This window comes from Paenibacillus sp. PAMC21692 (assembly GCF_014303795.1).
GTDB classification, from domain to species: domain Bacteria; phylum Bacillota; class Bacilli; order Paenibacillales; family Paenibacillaceae; genus Pristimantibacillus; species Pristimantibacillus agaridevorans.
The window spans coordinates 5,100,037-5,116,325 of record NZ_CP060293.1; the positions used below are offsets into that span (position 1 = coordinate 5,100,037).

A 16,289-nucleotide genomic window follows, 5' to 3' on the forward strand; every position below is an offset into this window, starting at 1 on the left:
TTACATTTGAACATTAAACAGGTTGCTGATTTTATACACGACATCGTCCGTATCGGCATTGATGCTTGCTGCTTCGTTAATGCTGGATATGCTTTGAAGGGCTTGAATATCCGCGTTGTATCCGATGGTATAGATCGGGATTTTGTAGCCTTCGATTAGACCGCGAATATCCTTTAAGGAATGGCCCTCGTTGGTTTCGCCGTCGCTAAGCACAAAGATGAGCGGCTTTACATCAGGGTTGGCGGCCATATAATCCTGCAGCATCTTGATCGCCACGACCACGCCATCAAATGTCGCGGTCCCGCCGCTTGCTTGAAGACTGTTAACGGTTCCGACGAACAAGGACTGCTGATTCGTGTCATATCGCGCGATCGGCAGGTTGATCGTTACATCACTGGAGTAAGAGACCAGTCCGATCATGTTGTCTTTGCCTAAATATTTCTGGCCTTGCGTTAATGACTCTTTTAAACGATTAAGCGCCTCGCCGTCCATGCTACCCGATACATCCGTTACGAATACTGCCGCTATCGGTTTAGCGCCGTTTTTCTTCTCCTTCCACACCTTTTGCGCCGCGCTTAATGTAGGACCGTCGAGAGGTTCAAGCTCGGCTTTATAATCATCAAGGCCGTTAAAACCTCTTTCTTTTGCATTGACTTGATATTTTTCGTCGGTTACAAAGGTGGTGAAGGCTTTGAGAATCTCCTTTTTCTCGTTCGAAATGTCGCCAAGCGCATAGAGCGGGCTGTCATGCCTGACACCAAAAGGCGTAAAGACATACTCATTTTTAAGATCGCCGGGCGTGTTAACGAAAGTCTGATACTCCAGTACGAATCCATCCAACATGCCGGAAGTCGCTGCATCGCGCATTTGAATGGTCGTCGAAGCGATAAAAGGGACATTGACCTGGAATTGCTCAAAACCCTGTACAGCCTCGCTGCTTAACGGATTTCCGTTATCGAAGGTTTTCAGAGCCGTAACGAGAAAATTGAGGCCCGTCGAGCTGGCGAATGGATCTGTATATCCCATAGCAAATTCATTATTGGCGATCGCTTCCGTCACGGTTTTTACATTGATCGCGCCGTAGCTATTAACGAGTTCATCATGTTTCGCCTTTGCAATAACGATACCTGGCACATTGCCAACCAGTCTGCTCGAAATGAGCTCTGTCTTCACCCCTGCCGCTTTCACCATCTCTCCCCAAAGTTCATTGGAAGGCGTAAAGGCATCGGGTATGTATTTACCGGATTTGATATAATCGGTTGCGGTCCCGGAAGCAATATTCCTGATCATGACGGATACGGGCTTCCCGTTAATGGACGGATTAGACGAGTTAAAATCAGATGCAGCGTCGCTTAACCATCCGTCTGTACCGGTACCGCCCTTTTCCGTCGACGAGAAAATCTCTACATATAAGTCCGTAGTATTAGTCACTGTTATTGGAAACTTCGATATTTCCGGCAACGATTCCGCAACGTCCACGGGATTTATATCGATCTGGCCTTTTACGGGTTCGGCAGTGTTGACAGATATTTTGGAGTATAGTTTTTCCAGACGTTTGCCCGCATCTTCGGCCGACACCTCGGCATCGGATTTCCCTAAGTTGGAGGTTAACGTAATCCCCGCGTACACAGCAATGAAAACAATGATAATTAATGAACTAGCTATAAGGAAAAACTTGCCCTTATTCATGTAGTCATCTCCTTTATGATTTATATAATCTGGTTTGTTTAATTAACGTATCGATCTCTTGCATGCATGGCATGGTCTCCATATCTTTAAGCTCCACCGTATCCAGACGAGACACTTCTAAGATCAGCTTGTCGAGCTTCAGCAATATCTCTTCATTTGTTTCAAGAGAGCCTCGAATAAACATCAGATATTCTTGGAAAACCTCTTTTTTTCTCAGTTGAACCTGCGAGGCGGAAGCAGTTTTTTGAGTCATGACACGGTTATATTCTCTTTCGTCAAATACATGAAGATGAGTCAGGATACCGCGAATGTTGTTGAAAAATAGATTTTCGACATCCTTGGTGGTGTCGGCGAACTTGACGAAACTAAGACCTCCAGGCACAAATCTTTGATTCAGCACATTAAGGAGAGTGTCGTGGCGCTTTTTGATTCTGTCGATTTGGTGGAGCGCCAAACTTACGTCGTTCTCAACAGCCTTAACTTTTTGGAACTGCTTCAACGCGATTTCGAATTGTTCGGGCGTATGAACTTCAAGGATTGGAATACGAGCTTCTTTCTTGAGAAGCAGCGTATAGCTGCTATATAAAATGATTGCAGCGCTGCCAGCTAACGTGGCTGCGGCAGTTGCGCTTTTTAGCGCATTCTCTCCAAAACCAATGGCCAAAAGTCCTGGGGATAAGATGGCAACATCAATAAGGATGACCGTCAATACAATGAATAATAATGTTATAATTTTTTTTGCATCCACTCCGGCAGCCCCCCTTTCTGTCATTAAATTTGGAACTCTAACATTTGTTAATAAGTGTATTACGATAAATATTTCATTAAGACTCAAATTCCTAAGCGCGGCAATCATCTAGAACTGCGGAAGTATCTGTATTCGCAACCTCTGCCGAACCTTTTTTTGTTCCTTCGGAACCAAATTATACCTTTCGTACCTGTTGGTTTCAATGATTTTATTTAAAACCTGATGCCATTTCCAAACAAAAAAAAGGCCCGATTCCCTCTATTTCAGGATTCGGGTTGTTGCAAGTAAACCTTCGGCTCGCCATCAAGGCGCCTCGATTGTCTTCAATTTCTCAAGAATTCGCCGTTTTCGATACATCATTTTGCCTGTTTCGCTGACATCCATAAGCGTGGATCGATTTAAATATGCGCCGAACAAGATGCCTGCGATGGGAATCATCTGGAACAGCTTTTTCCAGCCAAAATTGTCTCTATATGTGAGCATGACCTCGCGCCAGCCTTGAAGTTGGGACATAACCTGCCCGCTTCTCTCTTCCGAATGGAAGGCTGAAAGCTCTTCGAGAATCGCCTTTTTGCCGACGATATCGGAGGAGGAGAACTGCATGCATTTTACGATGAAAATACGTTCCGACTTTTCGTTGGGGTCATAGCCGTAGCTGAGCGCAACCTCCTGGAGCGCTTTGAGCGAGATGCCAAGTAACAGCGGAATATCGATAGCGATCGTAAAGATGCCTCCGATGCCTGTCGTTGCGCCCTGTACGGTGGCCATCTTGCTGCTTGTTGCGATTACGCGATTAGCCGTTTCATCCATTGTGCTCAAAGGCAGCTTGCCGATCCGATCTAGGGCCGGTGCTTCGTCTTGCTCTTCGTCCGGAAAAAACTTGCGATACATCTGTTCCTTGCTGATCAGATAACGACCGCCGTTCTGAATATAGCTGCCAAGCTCGTCCAGCGCTGTGCTTATTTTGTCCTGTATGAACTTCGGCGTAATTCGGTCCAGAATGGCAAAGGGCAGCCTTCCTAGCTTCTCCCAGAAGAACAGTCCCTTTTGATCATTTTCCCACGTTTCTATTTTCTTTAATTCCAACTTCAACGCTTCCGCGGTTTCTATATTTGTCATCCCGAAAGTAATACCTCGCTTCGATAATTGATTTAGACCTTACATACTGCTCGAAGCGCCAAAACGTTTCACCTTTGTGCGGAGCTATTTTTGATCAGAATTTCGAATGTAATCGAATGCGCCATAAATGACAACAAAAAAACCGCGAAAATCGCGGTTTTTTTACTTACGAGTAGCCCCAAAAGGCATCCTTTTTAATATTTCCTTTGGCCACATCAAGCTGCTTTAACTTTTCGGTATGCAAGTCGACGAACGACTTCGGTCCGGCTATATAGTACCTGCCGTTTACCTTATGAGAGGCTGCAAACCTGCCAATCTTCTGCTGCAAGTCGTCCCTGGAGTCCAGATACGTAATCCGGAACGACATTTTGTTTGCAAGGGCATCAAGCTCATCCTTGAAGATATAGGATTTATTGGTGTCCGTATATACAAGATGGATATGGCTGGCGTCTTTGTTTCCTTCAGCATCCAATTGCTTGAGGATGGAACGAAACGGAGTAATTCCGATCCCGCTGGCGATCAACAGCGAAGGGTTGTTGTCCGTCAAAGTAAACGCGCCGACAGGACCGCTCATTTTGACCTTCATGCCTTTCTTCAATTCGGACATCGCCGTCTTGAATTCGCTTGGATTTTCGCCGACGCGCGTCGTCAGTCTAATGACATTTTCTGAAGGCGCCGATGCAATGCTGAAAGGTTTTGTTCCGTTCTTGATTTTTTTATGAGTAGGAGTGAACAAACCATATTGACCGGCATTCCACGTCAGATCCTTCGGTTTCTCGAATAAGAAGGAATAGACTTGGCGATCCTCCTGGAGGCTCTCCAAGAACACTAATTCTTTTTTATTAAATATGGCGAACATATCTTTGAAGAAACTCAATTCTTCCTCATCCCCTTAAGTGAGCTTTACGGCTTACGCCAAATATTTTCCCGTGATCGATTTCTCCGCTTGAATGATCGCCATAGGCGTGCCCTCGAACACCACCTGACCGCCCTTGCTTCCTCCGTCCGGCCCCATGTCGATGATCCAGTCCGCTTGGCTGATGACATCGAGATTATGTTCGATGACGATGACCGTATTGCCGCTGTCTACGAGACGGTTCATGATCGCCATAAGATGGCCGATATCGGACATATGCAGTCCTGTAGTCGGCTCGTCCATTACATAGATGCTCCCCTTCTTGTGCAGCTCGCTCGCCAATTTGATCCGCTGACACTCTCCGCCGGACAATGTGCTGAGCGGCTGACCAAGAGTAATGTAGCTCAAACCTACGTCGCTCATCGCTTGAAGCTTGCGGACGACTTCTTTCAGCTGGAGAAATTCCAATGCCTGCTCGACAGTCATCGTCAACACTTCAGCGATCGACTTGCCATTCAGCTTGTATTCGAGGACCTCTTCCTTGAACCGATTGCCGCCGCATACATCGCATGGCAGTTTCACGCTGTCAAGAAAAGCAAGGTCTGTGTAGACAACGCCAAGTCCTTGGCAATTCTCGCAGGCTCCTTTGGAGTTGAAGCTGAACAAGCTCTGATTGACTTTATTCGCGGATGCGAACGCCTTGCGAACATCATCCATAATGCCCGTATAAGTCGCGGGATTGGAGCGTGTAGACACGCCGACTGCCGATTGATCGATGACAATGGCATCCGGTTGCTGTTTCAGGAAGATTTCGTTGATCAATGTACTTTTGCCGGAGCCGGCAACTCCCGTCACGACCGTCAGAACGCCGACAGGAATATCCACGCTCACGTTCTGCAAATTATGCAAGCTGGCATTTTTAATGGAAAGCTTGCCGGAGTGCTCTCTGCACTCGTTCTTAAGCTGAAGCGGGTGCTTCATATGGTTGCCCGTAAGCGTACCCGACTCCAGGAGGCCGGAGTAGCTGCCTTCGTATACGATGTTCCCGCCGCGTCCGCCGGCATGAGGTCCTACATCGACAATATGATCCGCCACCTTGATGACATCGGGGTCATGCTCGACGACGATCACGGTGTTCCCCTTGTCGCGCAGCTTTTGCAGCAGCTCATTTAGACGGTGTACGTCTCGCGGATGCAGGCCGACGCTAGGCTCATCGAAGATGTAAGTTACATCGACCAGACTCCCGCTCAGATGTTTAACCATCTTGACGCGTTGCGATTCGCCGCCTGATAAGGTATCCGTCTCGCGGTCCAGCGTCAAGTAATCAAGTCCGATATCTACCAGATGCTGCAGCCTCTGAATCAGAGACTTTACGACCGGCGCCGCTACAGGATCGTCGATCTCCCGGATGACACGGATCAGCTGACCAACCTCCGTGGAGGACATCTCCGCGATGTTGAGGTCGTTGATCCTGCAGTTCAAAGCCGCTTGACTGAGTCTGGCGCCATGACAGCTGGTGCAAGGACCCTCGGAGATGAATGGCGAGACTGTTTTTTGCGTTCGTTCGGACATCGTCTTTAGATCGCGTTTAATATATTTGTTGGTGAACTTCTCAATGACTCCCTCTACAGTCAGGTTCATAGCCTTCCCGCCGAACATCACCTGAACTTTGCTAGCCTTCGCATAGAACAGCTGGTCCCGCTCTTCCTGCGAATAGTCGTTCAGCTTCTTATCGAGATCGAATGTTCCCCACTGAGGGATCATATTCCATTCCCATCCGTTAACCGCATAATCGGGCAGCAAAAGAGCTCCTTCATTAAGCGACTTGGACATATCCACCGCTTTGCTCATGTCCACGCCAAGTCTGCGTCCGAGTCCGCTGCAATCCGGACACATGCCTTGAGGGTCGTTGAAGGAGAACATATGAGCCCCGCCGATATGCGGCTGACCGACTCGGGAGAACAGCAAGCGAAGAATGGGCGAAATATCGGTTATCGTGCCCATCGTAGAATGAGAGCCGCCGCCAAGTCGTTTTTGATCGACAATGACAGCCATGCTCAAATTCTCTATGGCATCCGTATCCGGCTGAGGCACGCGCGGCAGGAAATTACGCACAAACATACTGAAATTTTCATTTAGCAAACGGGTAGATTCTGCGGCGATCGTATCAAAAACGATCGATGACTTGCCGGATCCCGATACGCCCGTAAAGATCGTGATCTTCTTCTTTGGGATGCGTAACGAAACATTGTTAAGATTGTTTTCTCTTGCTCCCGAGATAACGATAAAATTATGATTATTTTCGCTCATTCATGACATCCTTCCGATCTTATTGTTGGCAAGCTTCTTACGCCAATGCTTTTTCCAGCTCGCCGCACCAATTCGTCCAGCCATGTCTGGCTCCTTCAAGGCCGTGTATATTCGAGAATCCGGTTTGTTCCAGATGCAGGTTAACCTTACCGTCTTCGATTTCCTGAAGGGTCCAGTTCACGGTATGCTTCTCTTCGCCGACAGCCCAAGAATAGGACAAGTGCGATGGCGGGTCCACGATTAATACTTCGCCATCAATAATGCCATCCCAGTACTCATTGGGTTTGGCGCGGAATTGGAATTGATGGCCCACTACAGGCTCGAAATCATTTTCCAACACCCATTTCGCCAATTTGTTGGAATCCGTTAATGCCGACCATAGCTTCTCGATCGAGGTCTTGTATTGAAAATCCAGCTCCAGCTTTAAACTCATTTGTCTTCCTCCTCTAGTAAGAAACCTAAACTTAGTAAATTGGCAGTCCAGAACTTGTTATAGAATGAAAGCCAATCCTGCACTTCTCTAAGCGGTGAAGGATTCAGCTTGAATCGCGTTTCTCTGCCAACCTTTCGGTCCATAACTAGCCCCGCTTCTTTAAGTATGCTCAAATGTTTGGACACGGCTGTTCGGCCCATCTGGAATTGCGTCGTCAATTCATGCAGCGGTATATCGTCTGTCTCGGCTAACAGCCGTATAAGTTGGCGTCTGGTTGGATCTGCAATCGCGTCAAATACATCCCGCAACTGTTTGTGTACGCTCACAACACCCTCTCCTAAGGAATGATATTTAACTGTTAATTGGACACCATTTGGTGACTTTTAGATTATAGGACACCGTTCGGTGTCGTGTCAACTGCATGAAAAATGAAACAACGATAGCCAAGAACGAGAAAAGTCCTGGACTGTCGCTGTTTTTTAAAATGCTGACGTTTTTGGTTAATTGTATATGTATGAATTACTCCGCTTGAAACAAATCAAATTGATTCCCGTACAAATCCTCAAAACCGACTCCTTTTCCTCCCGGAACTATGGCTGGTTCTCCGTGGAAAAAGACGCCCCGTTCTTTCATTTCAAAGTAGTCGCCTTCGATATCATCTGTTTCAAACATGACCAGGACTTGGTTAGCGCTCTGTTTGCCTATCAATGCCAGTTGGTCTGATGTTTCCGCCTTTACCAGTTCAAACAACGTTTCATTACTCTCTCTCGGAGCGACCGCCAGATATCGCGATCCCTGACCAAAATCCATATCCGAGATTACGATAAACCCAAGTCTCTCCGTATAAAATTGTTTGGCTTCTTCTTGATCTTTCACAAGAATCGTAAGTTGGGCCGCTTTAAGAATCATGTCCGAGTCCCTTCCTTCTAATATTATTCGAAATCAAAGTTTCGCGATTGAACACTCTCGAAAAAGCAGTTGTGAACATGTTCCGATTATAGCACATACGTTCGTATCTATCCACCGGCAAAATAGCTTGACTCTTTCAAACAGCTAGCCAGACATTAAACAGAGGACTCAAGTCGTTACTTTAACGACTAAGGAGTCCTCTTCTTTATAATATGAGCTTCTGAGCTTTATGCAGTTACCAGGCATTAACGCCGAGACGTTCGACCGTCTCTCGAATGAATGCCGGCTCGTCTTCCGGCACGCGCGAAGTGACGAGATTACGATCCACGACGACTTCGCGGTTAAGGTACTTCCCGCCCACCGCCTCGATCTCCGAAGAAATGCCGGGAAACGCCGTTAACGTTCGGCCTTCCAACACGCCTGCCGCAGCCAGTACTTGCGGTCCGTGACAGATCGCGGCAATGGTTTTCCCTTCCCGGTCGGCTTCTCGAACGAAACGATTGACATCTTCGTTATACATCAGATAACCTGGCGAACTGCCGCCCGGGATGATAATGGCATCGTAATCCGCCGCATGGGCATCTTTGATGCCCAGATGCGTAGTATACGTCACCGTACCTTGTTTGCCTGTCAGCTCCTCTTGTGCCTCTAGTCCGATGATCACGGTCTCGTGACCGTTCTTTACCATCTCTTCGTAGGGATTAACCATCTCGGAATCCTCGAAATCCTTAGCAAGCAAAAATGCTACTTTTTTGGCTTCAGTCATCTTCATAGCTCCTCTCCAAATCATCGACATAAAGGTAATATACCCAAACATGCCCATGTTGAAGCGGCTAAGCGATGGAATTAATACAAAGTTTGGAGCGCTTGAGGCGTGAAAGGAATCAGCTCATCTAGGTTACCGTCTTTCATTTTTTTGACCCAAGCCGGATCTGCAAGAAGCGCTCGGCCGATCGCCACAAGATCGAATTCTTGATTCTCGAGCTTGGGAATCAGGCCATCCAAGCTGGCGTTGCCTGCACCGCTTCCCTTTGTAAAAAATGTCGAGACATCGCCATCCAAGCCGACAGAGCCCACCGTAATGGTCGGTTTGCCGGTCAAATGTTTCACCCAGCCCGCAAAATTCAACTTGGAGCCTTCGAATTCCGGTTCCCAAAAGCGACGTGTCGAGCAATGGAAGATATCAACCCCTGAGTCAACCAGCGGTTCGAGAAATTGCTTTAGCTCCCCCGAAGTCTCCACGAGTTTCGCCGAATAATCGCTGCCCTTCCATTGCGATATCCGTAAAATAATAGGGAAATCGGGACCAACGGCTTCGCGGCAAGCTTTCACCACTTCTGCGGCGAAGTTCGTACGCGCGAGCAGACTGCCGCCGTATCGATCACTGCGCTGATTCGTTTTCTCCCAAAAGAACTGGTCGATCAGATATCCGTGAGCGCCGTGAAGCTCGATGCCGTCAAAGCCCAGCCGTTTCGCTTCCGCCGCGGCTTTGGCAAATTCCTGCACGATACCGACGATCTCGTCTTGGGAGTACTCGTTCACGTTGCCACGGGCGCCCATGTGCCAGATTTGAGGGACGATCTTGCCACCTGCTTCGTGCACTTCCGATAAAACGTTAGCCCAGCCGTTTAAGGCATCTTCCCCATAAAAGAACGGAACGTTCTCCTGATTACTGGAATCGGCATGATCGATGACCGTCCCTTCCGTGATGATCAACCCGACTCCGTTCTCGGCTCTGCGGCGATAATAGGCGGCGACATCCGGTCCGGGAACGCCGTTGGGCGATTTTTGACGCGTCATTGGCGCCATTACGGTCCGATTAGACAATGAAAGCTTTCCCAGCGTAAAAGGACGGAACAGGGATTGCACAGTTTGCGTGTTAGTCATGGTTACCCTCCAATAGGCATATTCTTTATTTTTAAAAGCATGCGCATGCATATAAATTATCAAAAAGAAAAGAGCCCTGTCAAGAGGCTCTCATCTCAGAAGCTGTTGTACAAGCTTCTCCAGTTCGGACATCGTCCCATCGCGGCGTAATTCAGCGTCAAGCACGTCATTTACGATAGCAAGGGCCCGCTGATACTTTTGTTCGCCCGTTTCCGTAATGCGGGTATAGATGCCTCGTCGATCATTGGTGCAAGTATGCCGTTCGAGAGCGCCTACATGAGGGGCTTCCATGCGATCCACTAAACGTGACGTCGCGCTTTGGCTTAATCCCACCATCTCTTGAAGCTGCTGCAATCGCAGCTCCTTGCACTCGGAGCCGGAAACGAATTTAAGAACGTAAAATTCCTTTAAGGATATATCGAATTGCTTCAGCAGCGCTTGTTCCAACTTGTCGTTGACGCTGGAATGGATGAGGGATACGGACAGCCATAGATCCAATCGTTCGTTGTCGTGATGCAAGATTGACCACCCCGTAAATAATTGTTGATTCCGTCGTCTTATTGTATCAAGGTTGCTCGGAATGGTCAAAATCTCGCAAAACGACTGTCTTACTCAGCCTATCATTTGTACAATTATACGCCTGTGAACGAAAGGCTAATATCTTCGTTGCCGTTTTTGATCTGCCAACCGTTAAAGCCAGCTGCATCCGTAATGCCCGGCTTAAATGTCAGAACATAGACCTGGCCAGGCTTCAGATCATTGGACATCTTTAGCGTGACTTCGGTGACGACCGCACCAGTGTTGTTTAATTCGTCATGGGAGATGCGAACCGCTTCTCCCCCCTGCTCAGCCAAGGCAAAGAAGGTTTCATTCACGTTTTTTACCGGTTCGCTAAATAATACTTTGATCGTCGAACGGTTAATGACGATGACTTGCTTTGCGTACGGCGCTTCATTAGGAACGACAGTACCCGCGAAAGTTGTGTCGTTCTCTCCGTTTTGGGTATACAGGGACGATACGCCCGTTACTCTTGCAGAATACACTCGGCCTGGCTGGAACAAGTTCGGATTGGCGTCGTTGCTTGTTCGGAATTGGACGCTAACTACTCTGTTCGTGCCTGCTTTCCGCACAGCGTACTTGCTCCAACCGGACATCGAGACATTGGCTCCGTTATCCTTTAAAATCGTTACGACAAGCGAGCCTACGTCCAAATCCTTAATATCGCGATCGAAGGAAACTTCGATTGTATTTTCATTAACCGCCGTTATGCCCTGCAGCTTGACCGGAAGGACCGGATTGGAGATGCCTCCGAACAGGAGACCGGACTTCGTATCCATGACGTTGCCGGCCAGATCGGGAATGCCCGATACGGTCAAGTTGTACACGGTTTTGTCTTGTTGCGCGGAAGTCCGCAGCGTGACGGTACGACCTTCATTGTCCAAGCTTGCCGAGACGACAGCCAATCCGGGGATGCTGTAGCGTCCGGTCTGGACCGCAATATCCCGATTGACCTTTTCGCTGAACCTAACGGTCAAGGAGGCATCTGCGTTAACCTTGAAATCCGCTTCTACGATCGTCGGCTTCGTGGCGTCCGCGCTGCCTACGATGGACAAGTCGGAACGCGTATCCATAATGTTGCCGGCCAGATCCTTAATGTTTTTGACCGTCATCGTATAACGGGCATTATCCGACTGATTGGATGTTGTAATCGTCACTTGTCTCTTATCTCCGGACAATTGCACCGCCGACAGCTTAAGTCCGCCGGAGAACGAATAATTCGAAGGATTGGTAGCTGTCGCTTGATCCAGCGCCTCCGAAAAAGTCAATACGTAGACTCGCGCCGTTATCCGATCGAATGCGGTGATCACGGGCTTTGTCATATCCGATCTCGTCGAGTTGTAAGCCCATGACTTTCCGTCGATGGTTAAGTAGTGCGTTCTATTCTCGGCCTGATACCCTGTCGTGATCAGTATCGACATGCCGTCGCCGCTTAGGGAAGAAAGCAGGATCGGGACGATGGTATTGCGATCGTCTCTCAGACTGAACCTTGAAATATCGGCGGACTCAGCCTTGGATTTCAAGTTGACTCGTACCGTCTGGACGCTAACGGCCTCGACAGACTTGACATCCAGCAGAAGTCCCCAACCTGTATAAACAGCATAAACGGCATCTACGAGAACGGCGCGTGTTGCGTTAATCGTATAGTCGTTCCGATGAGCAATCCAGCCTTTGCTAAGAGCGGTTCCTACAGCAGCTTTCGCCCATGGCGATACTTTGCCTTCGAAACCGATGTTGGAGTTAGGCGTAATATTGTTGACCTTTAGCAATACAGAGGCCAACTCCTCCACTTTCACTTTTGCCGTCGGTTCGAACCTGTTTTCGCCTTTGCCTACCATAATCCCAGCGCCTCGGACAGCTTGGATCGCTTCATACGACCATCGCGTCTTCAATACGTCGACGAAGCTTGGCGTGGATTGGGAACGAGGCAATTCAAGAAGCTTGTAGAGCACGGTCGCAAACTGCTCTCTGGACATCGTTTCGTGGAGACGTGAAGACCCATCCTCGAAGCCGCTCATGATGCCTTGATTTTTTAACACCTGGAACTTCTCTTCCGTTGTCAATGTTGCCGCGCTTGCAGTAGGGATGGCCAATCCGAACAACAAAGTTAATGCAAGCAGAGTCAGTGCTATTTTCCTCATCTTCAGGGTCCTCCTAATGGATTTCTGCTGGGACCTCGTATAATCAATAAGTCCGGTTGCGGCCGCGGTCCAGCGAGTGTACCCTCTTTAACGTTGCTATTGAGGAAAATGTTTCTGACGAAAGCTGTCACATCCAAAACTAGTCATAATTCGAGTAAACTCCTTAAAATCCGAGTGAAAGCTTTGAAGGGAAGCCGTTCCTGTTATTTGTACCCAATCCTCTCTTCTAATGTAAAATGATGGGAAAGCGAAGCGAACAGCTCATCCGGCTGAAATAACTCTTCGATATGAAACACGCCGCGTGGGTACTTCTCTTCGTACAAACATCGAGCCACGTAGGCCGCGACTTGACCGGTCATATGGAACTCCTTGTCTCCGCTTATAACGCCATGGTAACGTACGTTTCTGCCGTCTTTTTGACCGCTTACCTCGACTTTGACGGCATAGATTTCTTTTCCCCAATTCGTGTTGAGGATGGAGTCGACAACTTTGTTTCTGATTCCGGGCTTGAGCAGCAATCGAGTGATTCTTAAGCGCGCCGAAGCGGCAAGCAGCCAAGTCACGAATCTGGAATCGAAGCAAAGCCTGGTCGATACGGTAGGAATATGCAAGGTTCCAGGCAAGATATGTTGATCCGAGAAGTTGAAACGATAAGCGCTTCTGCGGCCTATATCCCGATTGAACTCGGTTTGAAGGCCATCGGAGAAACCGGAAAACTCAACTTGCTGTCCCTTGTCGATAACCGCGAATTCGGCATTGAAGTTATCGACAGTCCATTCCACCGCCTTGCGTCCATGCTTCTCTCCTAAACCTAACAGAAGGAAAATATCGGCGGCGTCCGCTTGATCCAATTGCTGTACGCCCCGCTTCACAAGCATATTGGTGATCCCTGGTGCCAGTCCGACGCTCAACACCGTTGTGGCTGAATGGGACGGAAGCCTCTGGATTCGTTCCATCACGGAGTAGTCTGCCGTCACATCGATATAATGAATGCCCTTCTCCAAGCATTGTGCAATGAAGCTGATGTTCCGCACGTCCAGGCACATGATGACGACGGACACGCCATCCGGCCAATTCTCCGGAACGCCCCCGTCTACATCCACTTCAAGCGGCAGCACTTCCCCATTCATAGCCCGGGAGAACCGTTCCGCTTTCTCCAGGCTTCTGCCCGCCGCATATACGCGATAGGGATACCTCTTTCTCAATTCATCGCAGATGACTCCGCCAACCTTGCCGTATCCGCCTATGACAATTATTTTATGATACATGTTGCCGCCACTCCTTATAGTTTAGTAACTAAACAATATACGCAAAAAAAATTAGTCTCTTTGTAAATGACGGCAAAGCGTCTCTAATCCTTTCTCCAAAATTTTCATCTCGTTATCGTCCAGATTGGCGCTAAGCTCGCGGTACATCGCTTCTTGCATCTCGTCGTGGACGAGGAGCGCTTTCAATCCCGTTTCCGTCATAAAAACAAGGACGCTTCTGGAATCGGCGGGATTGGGGTTACGCTGCACCAATTGTTTATGCTCCAAACGAGTGATGATCTGCGTCACGGCGCCCTTTGTCACGTTCAACCGATCGGCAAGCACGCTCATAAGCACGCCTCCTTCCGGCCCGATCGATCACACGACCGACACATCTCCTTGCAAGATAACTACAAAGAGCTATAGTACCAGGATCTCGCAGATTTTATAATTCGACGTAGCTAATGTATTCAGCATCCAAGGAGGTTCTTATGGTTTCGTCAACCCGTTCGCGATTACTATCTTCCCTGTATCAATCGGTATGGAGATGGCATTTTTATGCCGGCATTATTTTCGCCCCTTTCCTGATCGTCCTGGCCGTCAGCGGCTCCGTCTATTTGTTCAAGCCCCAGATCGAAGGTTATTTGTACAAAGAGATGTTAACCGTGAGCGAGGTCGGTGCGGCGGCTATGTTCGCCGATGACATCATCGCCAAGACCGAACGGGCGTATCCAGGCACGTCCATTACTTCCGTCGTCATCTCGAATGATCCCCGAGAAACGATCAAGCTGTCCGCAAACCGCGACGGAGTTGCCAAGATCATGTATGCCGATCCTTATACGGGACAGATCGTCGGCATGATGAACAGCGACAAGACATTTGCCTCCTTCTTCAAAAAGATGCACAGCGAGCTTGTCGTCGGAGGAACCTGGGGCAACAGACTTGTCGAATTGGCGGCTTGCTGGGCTCTAATTCTCGTAGTGACGGGACTATATCTGTGGTGGCCGCGCAATCGTTTCCAGATCTGGGGCACGATGCTGCCCAGATTCAACAAACCCGGCAGCCGCCTGTTCTGGCGTGATCTGCATGCCGTTCCAGCCTTCTGGCTCTCGCTGTTTATCGTTATTCTGATCGTGTCGGGCCTGCCTTGGTCCGGCATCCTCGGCGGGCAGATCGATCGTCTGGCGAATGTTACCCATACGAACTATCCTAAGTATGCGCATAGCTTTATGCCAGGTCCGGAATCCGTTACCGTTACGAAGGATATCGCGGAGGATGTTCCTTGGGCTTCCGAGAATTTACCCGTTCCCGAATCGGCGGTTGGAGGCTACATGAAGCTGAAGGTCCAGGAAATAAAGGGAATTGCCGACAAACAAAACGTTGCTCCGCCGTATACGATCTCGCTCCCGCGAGGAGAACGAGGCGTCTATACGATCGCTACCTCTCATTCGCGGCCCGGCGACGATGCGACTCTGCATGTGGATCAATATAGCGGAGCCGTGCTCACCGACATTCGTTACGACAATTACGGCCTTATGGCCAAGGGTATAACGATGGGAATCGCTCTGCATGAAGGTCGACTCTTCGGTCTCGCCAATCAATTGCTGGGCTTGATAACCGCGTTAGGCGTTATCCTGCTAGCGGTCAGTTCCTTCTTCATGTGGCGCAAGCGAAAGCCGGACGGAAAGCTCGGAGCGCCTCCCCGAGTCAAGGATCGGAGGATAACGGTTGGCGTGCTAGTCATCATGCTTGTTTGCGGAGCTATCATGCCACTTGTCGGTTTGTCCATAATCGTCGTCGTACTGCTGGACTGGCTGATCATTCGGCATATTAAACCGCTGAGAGCCTGGTTCTCCGTATAAGAAAGGGAGGAATAGAAGTTGATCGACACTTATCAATGGCGCCGTATCGGGATAACCATGCTGCTGTCCGCTTCCTTGTCGTTAGGTGCGTGTACCGCTAATGAAGGAATGACAGACGAGAACGGTCTGCGGCCGCATCTGAATGTAGATTTGCAAGTCCCTGGGATCTTGAAACTGCATGAAACCTCTCCGTTCAGCGTTACAGTAACCCAAGCAAACCAGCCCGTAAGGGCGGATGAGATTCTGTTCCAGTTCTGGCCGGAAGGATCGCCGGATCGACTGGTTACGGTGGCGGGCCTTATGCGTCAAGAAGGGGTATATACCGCCGAATACGGCTTCATAGAGAATGGCGTTTATGTTGTACGCAGCCGTGTAACAGCGGGCTCGTTGGAAGCCATGCCGGCCAAACGCTTTGCGATAGGCGAAGAAGCCGTTCTTCGGCTCGCGGCGTTAGAGCAGCAGGAAGCGCAAGGAGGATTAGCGTTAGCGTCTTCGGATCACGGTTCAGGCGATCATCATCATTAGATAGC

16 protein-coding genes are annotated in these 16,289 nt (G+C 49.0%); 2 read left to right on the forward strand and 14 right to left on the reverse strand.

What is annotated here, in order from left to right; genetic code table 11:
• The 14 genes from H7F31_RS20450 to H7F31_RS20515 all read right to left on the reverse strand — a co-directional run bounded on the left by H7F31_RS20450 (position 1) and on the right by H7F31_RS20515 (position 14,254).
• Positions 1 to 1,689, reverse strand: a complete 1,689-nt coding sequence (locus H7F31_RS20450; RefSeq protein WP_187100290.1) for a vWA domain-containing protein — start codon at positions 1,687 to 1,689, stop codon at positions 1 to 3.
• A gap of 13 nt (positions 1,690 to 1,702) precedes the next feature.
• On the reverse strand, positions 1,703 to 2,437 hold the full coding sequence (locus H7F31_RS20455) for a hypothetical protein (protein WP_187100291.1): 735 nt from the start codon (positions 2,435 to 2,437) through the stop codon (positions 1,703 to 1,705).
• 303 nt (positions 2,438 to 2,740) lie between these two features.
• Positions 2,741 to 3,556 carry an EcsC family protein gene (locus H7F31_RS20460; RefSeq protein ID WP_187100292.1) on the reverse strand — a complete coding sequence of 272 codons (816 nt, stop codon included), beginning with the start codon at positions 3,554 to 3,556 and terminating at the stop codon, positions 2,741 to 2,743.
• Positions 3,557 to 3,722: 166 nt separating this feature from the next.
• Positions 3,723 to 4,433 (reverse strand): FAD-dependent oxidoreductase, encoded by a 711-nt coding sequence (locus H7F31_RS20465; RefSeq protein WP_187100293.1) that lies wholly within the window; start codon positions 4,431 to 4,433, stop codon positions 3,723 to 3,725.
• Between the two features lie 33 nt (positions 4,434 to 4,466).
• A complete protein-coding gene (locus tag H7F31_RS20470) occupies positions 4,467 to 6,722 on the reverse strand; it encodes an ATP-binding cassette domain-containing protein (RefSeq protein ID WP_187100294.1) in 2,256 nt (751 codons plus the stop codon).
• Between the two features lie 37 nt (positions 6,723 to 6,759).
• Positions 6,760 to 7,155 carry an SRPBCC family protein gene (locus tag H7F31_RS20475; RefSeq protein WP_187100295.1) on the reverse strand — a complete coding sequence of 132 codons (396 nt, stop codon included), beginning with the start codon at positions 7,153 to 7,155 and terminating at the stop codon, positions 6,760 to 6,762.
• Positions 7,152 to 7,481 (reverse strand): ArsR/SmtB family transcription factor, encoded by a 330-nt coding sequence (locus H7F31_RS20480; RefSeq protein WP_187100296.1) that lies wholly within the window; start codon positions 7,479 to 7,481, stop codon positions 7,152 to 7,154. Before H7F31_RS20480 ends, H7F31_RS20475 begins: the two co-directional genes overlap by 4 nt.
• Before the next feature lie 193 nt (positions 7,482 to 7,674).
• Positions 7,675 to 8,064 carry a VOC family protein gene (locus tag H7F31_RS20485; RefSeq protein WP_187100297.1) on the reverse strand — a complete coding sequence of 130 codons (390 nt, stop codon included), beginning with the start codon at positions 8,062 to 8,064 and terminating at the stop codon, positions 7,675 to 7,677.
• 235 nt (positions 8,065 to 8,299) lie between these two features.
• Entirely contained in the window at positions 8,300 to 8,830 is a 531-nt protein-coding gene (locus H7F31_RS20490; RefSeq protein ID WP_306299327.1) for a type 1 glutamine amidotransferase domain-containing protein, read from the reverse strand.
• A gap of 80 nt (positions 8,831 to 8,910) precedes the next feature.
• The gene (locus tag H7F31_RS20495) at positions 8,911 to 9,951 is read right to left on the reverse strand and encodes an NADH:flavin oxidoreductase (RefSeq protein ID WP_187100298.1); all 1,041 of its coding nucleotides are present in this window, start codon (positions 9,949 to 9,951) and stop codon (positions 8,911 to 8,913) included.
• Between the two features lie 90 nt (positions 9,952 to 10,041).
• Entirely contained in the window at positions 10,042 to 10,470 is a 429-nt protein-coding gene (locus H7F31_RS20500) for a MarR family winged helix-turn-helix transcriptional regulator (protein ID WP_187100299.1), read from the reverse strand.
• 113 nt (positions 10,471 to 10,583) lie between these two features.
• Entirely contained in the window at positions 10,584 to 12,650 is a 2,067-nt protein-coding gene (locus tag H7F31_RS20505; protein WP_187100300.1) for an Ig-like domain-containing protein, read from the reverse strand.
• A 203-nt stretch (positions 12,651 to 12,853) separates the two neighbouring features.
• Positions 12,854 to 13,918 carry a saccharopine dehydrogenase family protein gene (locus tag H7F31_RS20510; protein ID WP_187100301.1) on the reverse strand — a complete coding sequence of 355 codons (1,065 nt, stop codon included), beginning with the start codon at positions 13,916 to 13,918 and terminating at the stop codon, positions 12,854 to 12,856.
• Positions 13,919 to 13,969: 51 nt separating this feature from the next.
• The gene (locus tag H7F31_RS20515; protein WP_261800072.1) at positions 13,970 to 14,254 is read right to left on the reverse strand and encodes a MarR family winged helix-turn-helix transcriptional regulator; all 285 of its coding nucleotides are present in this window, start codon (positions 14,252 to 14,254) and stop codon (positions 13,970 to 13,972) included.
• Between the two features lie 134 nt (positions 14,255 to 14,388).
• Here H7F31_RS20515 and H7F31_RS20520 point away from each other — a divergent pair, with 134 nt between their 5' ends.
• Complete coding sequence (locus H7F31_RS20520; protein ID WP_261800073.1) at positions 14,389 to 15,759, forward strand: PepSY-associated TM helix domain-containing protein; 1,371 nt, start codon at positions 14,389 to 14,391, stop codon at positions 15,757 to 15,759.
• Between the two features lie 18 nt (positions 15,760 to 15,777).
• Positions 15,778 to 16,284 carry a FixH family protein gene (locus tag H7F31_RS20525; RefSeq protein WP_187100304.1) on the forward strand — a complete coding sequence of 169 codons (507 nt, stop codon included), beginning with the start codon at positions 15,778 to 15,780 and terminating at the stop codon, positions 16,282 to 16,284.
• The last annotated feature ends 5 nt before the right edge of the window (positions 16,285 to 16,289 follow it).